Genomic DNA, 6981 nt, shown 5'->3' on the forward strand with positions numbered 1-6981 from the left:
TGCAGGTGTTGCAGGTCGCACGGGAGAATCGGTTGACGCAGTTCGGGCGGGTGAGCCTCGACGGCTCCAAGATCCACGCCAATGCCAGTCGCCATAGCGCCCTGTCGTACGGTCATGCCGAGGCGCTTGAGGCGCACCTGAAGGCGGAGGTGCAGCAACTGCTGGCGTTGGCCGCGCAGACGGACGGGGAGTCGGTGCCCGATGGGATGAGCGTGCCGGCGGAGTTGCAGCGGCGCGAGGTGCGCCTGGCGGCCATTGCCCAGGCGAAGGCCAAACTCGAAGCGCGGGCGGCCGAACGCTTCGCCGAAGAACAAGCGGCGTATGAGGCCAAGCTGGAAGCGCGGGCGCAACGGGCCGTCGTCACGGGGCGCAAGCCCGGTGGCCGCGTCCCGCAACCGCCGACCCCCGGTGCGCGCCCCACCGATCAGATCAACCTCACCGATGAGGAATCGCGGATCATGCCCGTCGCCGGGGGCGGCTTCGAGCAGTGCTACAACGCCCAAGCGGTTGTCGATACTGCGAGTCTCATCGTCATGCTGCCCTGGGTCACCCAGGAGGTGAATGACAAACAGCAAGTGGTGCCGATGCTGGAGCGCCTGCAGGCGCTGCCCGCGGACCTGAACCAGGTGGAGCAAGCAGTCGCCGACACGGGTTATTTCAGCGCCAACAACGTCGCAGCGTGCGCGCAGGTCGGGATCGAGCCACTGATCGCCATGGGGCGCGATGCTCACCATCCGCAGTGGTCGGAGCGCTTCAGCGAACCGGCCGACCTGCCCGCTGATGCCACTCCGGTCCAGCGGATGCAGCACCGACTCAAGACGCGCAAGGGCCGGGCAGCCTACGCCTTGCGCAAGCAAACGGTCGAGCCGGTCTTTGGCATCATCAAATCGGTGATGGGGTTCCGCCAGTTCCTGACCCGCGGTCTGGACAACGTCCAGAACGAGTGGACGCTGGTGTGCTTGGCGTGGAATCTGAAGCGCATGGCCGTCTTATGCGCGTAGTAAGGGAAAAGCCCAAAAACTCGAGAAAAAGGCGCGTTTTTCTGTAAAAAAACCTCATTTATCCAACAAAAATCCTTTACACCGCCGTAACCCCTCTCCCAGGGGCTAAGTCCGACAGGCTGCTAGTGTGTAGAATTGTCAAGAGCGCGTCGTCGCCTGGTACTGACTGATCCGCGGTGATCCTCGTGAGGCTGACACGTCCCGAGGCCGGGACCGAATGTCCAAGCGAGCGGTTCGTCGAGACAGGAACCTCGATCGCTTCACCGGACCCTGACCAGGCTCGGCAAGAACGACCGTAGGTTTCAAGCGCACCGAGCACACGACCAAAGCGCGACCGACTTGCCAGGTTGGTGAGCCCCGGTCCCCCGCTCAGTGAGGGCACCGACACACGCCGCTTGACGCCAGGGGAGCGCCTCTTGCGCAGCGCACCCGCTCAAAACGGGATGGCATCATCGTAGAACGGCGCTGGCGCCGACTCAACTGGAGACCCCGGGTCCCCCGCCGGTTCGCCTTGGCCCTTCGCCCGCCCCCCGCCGGTCGGCTTGGCGGAGGTGGTCACCACCAGTGAGTCGCACAGCATGGCCCAGGACTCGCGCGGCGCGCCGTCTGCAGGGGTATAGACGCCGCGCGTCATGCGCCCCAGGGCGGCGACCATCTGGCCTTTCTGCGCCCGCTGCAAGGTCTGCGCGGCAGCGCCAAACGCAAGGAGACCCACCCACAGGGTTTCGGGCGCTGGCGCGTCCCGCGGGGTGACATCGACAGCGACCTGGACCGTGGTCATGTCCTTGCCACTTTTCGTGGTGCGGGCCACGGGGTCGCCACCCAGGCGACCATACAAATTGGCGATCAGACTCATCGGGAGGACTCCGTGGGGTTTACGGCGGGATTTGGTTCGTTTTGCCAAACCCTGCGAAAAGGTAGAATCTGGGCTTTGCGCTTCTGGTCCGACCGAAAGGTGACGCTGCGACGGGCGGTGATCGGGATCGCTTCGCCGTTGGTCAAGACCATCCCGGCACTCCCGTGGGTTGCGCGAAAACAGGACCCAAGGCGGGAAGAGGTCCCCACCCTCGATGCCTACTGCGGACAAGGAACCGGGTCTCACGTCCCCCGACGCCGGCGTTTGCGCACGCCGACAACGATCAGGGCGACGCTGAGGAGTCCGATGATGGTCAGCGCATCGACCAGCACGTTGCGCCACCAATAGGTCCGCTCCACCCCCACCAGCCATGGGGCGCGCGGGGCCTCGGCCGCGACCGTCACGCGGACCGCGCTGCCGGGGGCCAGCCCGCTGACCGAGGGCGCGTCCACCTGGTCCACGCCCTCCACGCCCTCCACGCCCTCCACGCCATCCGGATGGCCCGGCGGCACATACCGCAGCCGGACCCAGGCCACCGGCACGGCATACGGCTGCGCCCAACGGCTCAAGAGTCCACGCCCCTTCCGATCAATGGTGATGGCCATCACCTGCGCCGGGACCGCGACGCGCGGCCCGTCGCTGCCGAACCGGGGCCGGGGCACCATCGGCAGCAGCGGCGCGTCGACCGGCCAGGTCCACTCCAACCACCCGAATGGGCGCAGCCGCCGCAGCATGACTTCCTGACCAGGCACCGCCGCATCGAACGCGGCTTCGTCGAGCCGCACCTGCGTCTGCCGCAAGATGCCGCTGCCGGGGGCCTGCCAACACCGCTGGTCAGCGGCCGACAGGGGCTCGCCGACCGCGGCCAGGATCGCCGGATCGATCGGCGTCCCCGCCCCCAGCCCCGGCGCGTCCGGTGCGCGGTAGCAAACGATGGCCCCGAAGCGGTGGCGTACCACCAGATGACTGGTGCGCGCGCCGCGGGCGCGCGCGGTCTCGACTTGGACGGAGGACTGGGTGGCCGCCACCACGCCCGGGAGCCGCTCGCCCCAGATCTCGGCGGCGGCGTGTGGCCCCTCGGCGACCATGGCCAACAGGGCCAGGATCAATGCTGGCAGCGCCAGCCACCACAAGAGGCGGGCGGCGAGCAGCACCACCGCCAGCACGGCGATGGCGGCGGCGGTGAACACGAGGAGGGTCGCGGTCATGGCAGTCCTGTCAGCGCGGAGGATGGGTTGCGTTGCGCGCGGCCCGATCCTACGCGAATCACAAGTCGGTTGCAGCGTTTGGGAACCCGCGTCACCGATCGGACAACGACGGTCCGGGCGTTGCGACATCAATGATCCTGCGCCCGCTGCGCAGCCCGATCCCGCCGGCCAACACCGGGTCCAGGTGCCCTGCTGAGCGGCGTCGGCCAGCCATCCCAGTCTCGGCGCCCTTCCCTCCCCCACGATGGCCGCTACCGGACGCGGATGGGCCACCCCGCAGTGACCGGATTGCGCTGCCTGAACGGGTCACCTCACCTGTCAGGATGACTGACCCTTGAGCGTCTCTTGGACCCGCTCAAGGAACTCACGCCCTTGCTTCTGAAGGCCGACCTACAGTCTGGATTGGCTGGCGCCTCCCGGTGTCCCACTGAGCAGGCGCCGCGCATCCTTGAGCAGGAGCAGCCATTGCTGTTCGTGCAGGGGTGATTGCGCGAAACCGAAGCGGGTATAAAAACACGCCGCCGCGTCGTCGATCGGGTGCGTGAGTAGGGCACGGATGCCGGCCTGCTCGGCGATGGTCAGGGTGCGGCGGATGGCATCGCGCAGCATCGCAAGACCGATGTCCCGGCCCTGGTGCTGCCGCGACACGGCCAGCCGGGCCAGGATAACGACGGGGATCGGGTGCTGACCCATCCCCTGACGGACCCGCGCCGGGGCGTCGAGGCTGTCGAGGCTGTCGATCTGGCCGACGGTCAGGCTGTAGTAGCCAATGATGCGATCCGTGTCGGCCACGATGAAGGTCTTGGCCGAGCCGCTCGCCTGGGCCTGACGGGCGTAACGCGTGAGCCAGGTATCGAGCGCCGGTTTGCCACAGTCGAAGGTATCGATCCGGTGGCGCGCATCCAGGGGCTCCGGGGCGCCCAGACTCATGGGGTATCCCAGGGGTCGGCGCGGGAGAACAGGTCGCGCAGGCCCGGGTTGTCCTGGGCCGGGCGGTCCAGCAGGTCTAGCAGTGCCTGATATTCACCGCCAGAGACCAGGAACAGACGCTGGTCGAGCAGGGTCTGTTCTGCCGCCTGGCAGGCACTGTCCAGGATGAAATCGGTCAGAGACTTGTGGGCCACCGCGGCGGCCCGGCGCAGCACCCGCTCCTGCTCGGGGGTGGCGCGCAGGCCCAGGCGGGCAGAGCGGGGGGCGCTGGTCGTGGTGGATGCCATACTGCACCTGTTCGTGTGGGTCCGAGTTGGCTATGTTAGTACGGGCGACGCACGCGGTCTACATGGGAGCCTCTTAGAGCATCACCGGCCCCTTGCTCCAGCGCCGCTTCGATCTCGGCGCGGGCCTCGGAAAGCCAGTCGTCCAGTTCAGTCCTGTCGTGGTGGTGGCACCCGGCAGGCTGACGCGTCGGGCCTTGGGCTTTGACAATCTTCGGGACGATTATGCAAAGCTTGACACTGGTGGCGAATCCCCCAAGCCCCCGCCAGCCGGCACATCGACGGCAACGATTCGGCGCTCCGCACAGTCGTAAGGATTAACCACGCACTGCCGATCCGGAGTCATCCCATGTCGCTCCAACCCCGTCTGGCCTTCGAGATTCCCGAGGAAACTCGCCGCGTCGCCCGTGCCGCCTTTCCGCACGGCACCTTCTGCTTGGCGATGGCCGATGCCGTGAGTCCGCTCTATGCTACACGTGAACGCTGACCGCCTTACCGTACTGAGTCACCCTGCACATGGCCGAAAAATCCTGCGCGTGGCACACTCCGCACACAGGCTATCGCCAACGCGATGCCAATCTTCGTTACCCCTTTCTGAGCCTGCTGCCATGGAATGCCTGGTCCTGCACCCCAGGAAGACGACGAACACCTGCAGCGACGCCTCATCAGCGCCGTGACAACCTCTATCCTGAGCCCGACGTGGCTCGCCCGGCTCTTCGCCGAGGGCGTGGAAAAACACCCACTGGCCGAGATCGCCCCCGGCGCCCTCACGGTCCGCGGCAAGACCGGCACCCAGCGACTCATCTATAGCCAACTCGACGGCGTGCGCGTCGAACGCGGACTGTTCTGGTCCGCCGTGATCATCCAGCGACTACTGGTGCGCCGCTACGCCTGAACGGCGGAATGGTGACCTATCCAACGTATGTGTTGGCTGCACCTGCTGTCAGCGACCGACGTACGCAGCAAGTAACGCCTGGACCTCGTAGATGCTGACCGCCTTGCCGAACTGCTTCTGAATCGGGGTGGTCATGCCTGACGTCCAGATCTTGAGTTCGGCATCAAGATCGAAGTGGCCAGCCGTCTCAACGGAGAACCGCACCACGCTTTTGTAGGGAATCGAGACGTACTCGATTTTTTTACCCGTGAGGCCCTGCTTATCGACCAAGATCAAGCGGCGATTTGTGAAGAGGACCGCGTCGCGGATCAGCTTGTAGGCGTGTTCGAGCTGCTCGCCAGCACCTAGCAGCAGCGCGTATTCTTCACTTGCATCGGCCACGTCCACCGTCGATGCGTTGCCGAGTAGACCATTCAACAAACCCATAGGAACCTCCACCTGTCAGGTTACATACGACGTCACACTCCGACGACCGGCCACCCTCAGCACCACCGGAGCGTTCAATTGCTCGGCGCTGAGAGGGGCCTCATTGTGATCGGCTCAGACAGCCCGCGCGCGCAGTGACACACCCGCGTTTGGCGCTGCCAACCGCACCGCACTCGCCGCGCGTTCGTACTCGCACGGACCTGCGTTCTTTAGCAGCCCAGCGGCACGCGCGTCAACTGCTGGGGCTGCTCCGGTCGGTCCACGAGCGCCTTGGGCGAACAGTCGCTCCGGCGCGACGCCGATTGGGTGCGGTGTTGGCGGCGCTGGTCACCCCAGGCGTCAGGATCACTGCCATTTAGTTAAGCCAACAGGCTCAATAGCAATGCTTTTTCCGTCACTTATGAAAATCCAGCAAGCCCCTGGACGAGGATTTCTTGCGGGGCGGATTACGCTGCGGACGATCCGTGGTCGGGCTGGTAAGAAAGAGTGCCGTCAGTCGCTCTGCCAGCGCGGTGGTGTTCAAGTCGCTGTACAACAGATCCAAGGCATGGTGTTTGATGGCATTGAAGGAGACGGTGCGATTGACCGCCTGCGGATGCAGGGTCTTTTTGGCGTCCAGGTGCTGCTGCGCGTCGGCAGTCAAGATCGCTTCCAGGCCAGTGAGATAGACCGTCGCATGAAAGTCCTGTCGCACCGCCTCGGCACCCAGTCCGGTGAAATTTTCCAGATCCAAACGGGTCTTGAGGATGCCGTAAAGGGTTTCCACTCCCCAGCGCAGACCATACAGTTCCAGGAACTCTTCGGCGGGATAACGCGCCTCGTCGAGCAACGAGGTCACCAGCACCTCCCATTCCCCGGTGCTCAGGCGCACGCGCACGAAGCGCACCCGCAGCGCTTCGGCAAGACCCCGCGTGCGGATGTCGGCGCGTTGTCCGGCGCACGGCGTCAGGGTGACAACCAGGCTGTCGGGGCCTTCCCCCGTGAGCATCCGCCGCGCCGGGGCGAAGGAGGCCGCCGAGCAGCGCACCACGAAGTCCCGTCCGTACCGCGCGAGCTCCGCCAACATCCGATAAGACGGATAGTTGCGGTCCATCACGAGCAGATCCTTGGGGCGCGTGCGTGCCAGGTGTCCGACCGCCAGATCGACTTCGTAGGTGTAGCGGCCCACAAACATCCGCGGCCCAACCCACAAACATCGTGATTTTCGGCCCAGATTAGTTGCAAATAACGGGGGTCTCCGACCCTCGACTTTGGCCATTTCAGGCCGTCGAGGCCAGTTGATCCAGCAAGCGTTCCCAGTCCCGCTGGGAAATAACGAGGGCGTCCGGGTCTGCGGTTGAGTTGACGAAATTCGCCGCCGCCCAACTGGTGCGGCGCACCA

At 65.5% G+C, this 6981-nt stretch carries 9 protein-coding genes; 3 read left to right on the top strand and 6 right to left on the bottom strand.

Annotated features, from left to right (window positions below; genetic code table 11):
* On the top strand, positions 1-1001 hold a 1001-nt coding region (locus QZY03_RS20590; protein WP_295584118.1), incomplete at its 5' end, for a transposase.
* A 433-nt stretch (positions 1002-1434) separates the two neighbouring features.
* Here QZY03_RS20590 and QZY03_RS20595 read toward each other — a convergent pair.
* The 4 genes from QZY03_RS20595 to QZY03_RS20610 form a co-directional block, all read right to left on the bottom strand.
* The gene (locus tag QZY03_RS20595; protein WP_295584120.1) at positions 1435-1857 is read right to left on the bottom strand and encodes a single-stranded DNA-binding protein; all 423 of its coding nucleotides are present in this window, start codon (positions 1855-1857) and stop codon (positions 1435-1437) included.
* Between the two features lie 242 nt (positions 1858-2099).
* A complete protein-coding gene (locus QZY03_RS20600; protein WP_295584122.1) occupies positions 2100-3065 on the bottom strand; it encodes a hypothetical protein in 966 nt (321 codons plus the stop codon).
* A 390-nt stretch (positions 3066-3455) separates the two neighbouring features.
* On the bottom strand, positions 3456-3995 hold the full coding sequence (locus QZY03_RS20605) for a GNAT family N-acetyltransferase (RefSeq protein WP_295584124.1): 540 nt from the start codon (positions 3993-3995) through the stop codon (positions 3456-3458).
* Positions 3992-4282, bottom strand: a complete 291-nt coding sequence (locus QZY03_RS20610; protein ID WP_295584126.1) for a DUF1778 domain-containing protein — start codon at positions 4280-4282, stop codon at positions 3992-3994. Before QZY03_RS20610 ends, QZY03_RS20605 begins: the two co-directional genes overlap by 4 nt.
* Before the next feature lie 346 nt (positions 4283-4628).
* Between QZY03_RS20610 and QZY03_RS20615 the strand changes: the two genes are divergently transcribed.
* Both QZY03_RS20615 and QZY03_RS20620 read left to right on the top strand, forming a co-directional pair.
* Positions 4629-4766: a hypothetical protein gene (locus QZY03_RS20615; RefSeq protein WP_295584127.1), complete on the top strand. Its 138-nt coding sequence runs from the start codon at positions 4629-4631 to the stop codon at positions 4764-4766.
* Positions 4767-4892: 126 nt separating this feature from the next.
* Positions 4893-5174 carry a hypothetical protein gene (locus QZY03_RS20620; protein WP_295584130.1) on the top strand — a complete coding sequence of 94 codons (282 nt, stop codon included), beginning with the start codon at positions 4893-4895 and terminating at the stop codon, positions 5172-5174.
* A gap of 48 nt (positions 5175-5222) precedes the next feature.
* Here the strand turns inward: QZY03_RS20620 and QZY03_RS20625 are convergent, their stop codons facing one another.
* Both QZY03_RS20625 and QZY03_RS20630 read right to left on the bottom strand, forming a co-directional pair.
* Positions 5223-5600: a PH domain-containing protein gene (locus tag QZY03_RS20625; protein WP_295584132.1), complete on the bottom strand. Its 378-nt coding sequence runs from the start codon at positions 5598-5600 to the stop codon at positions 5223-5225.
* A 394-nt stretch (positions 5601-5994) separates the two neighbouring features.
* Entirely contained in the window at positions 5995-6768 is a 774-nt protein-coding gene (locus QZY03_RS20630; RefSeq protein ID WP_295584134.1) for a transposase, read from the bottom strand.
* Positions 6769-6981 lie beyond the last annotated feature (213 nt).

It is taken from the genome of uncultured Lamprocystis sp., assembly GCF_903933125.1.
GTDB lineage: Bacteria > Pseudomonadota > Gammaproteobacteria > Chromatiales > Chromatiaceae > Thiodictyon.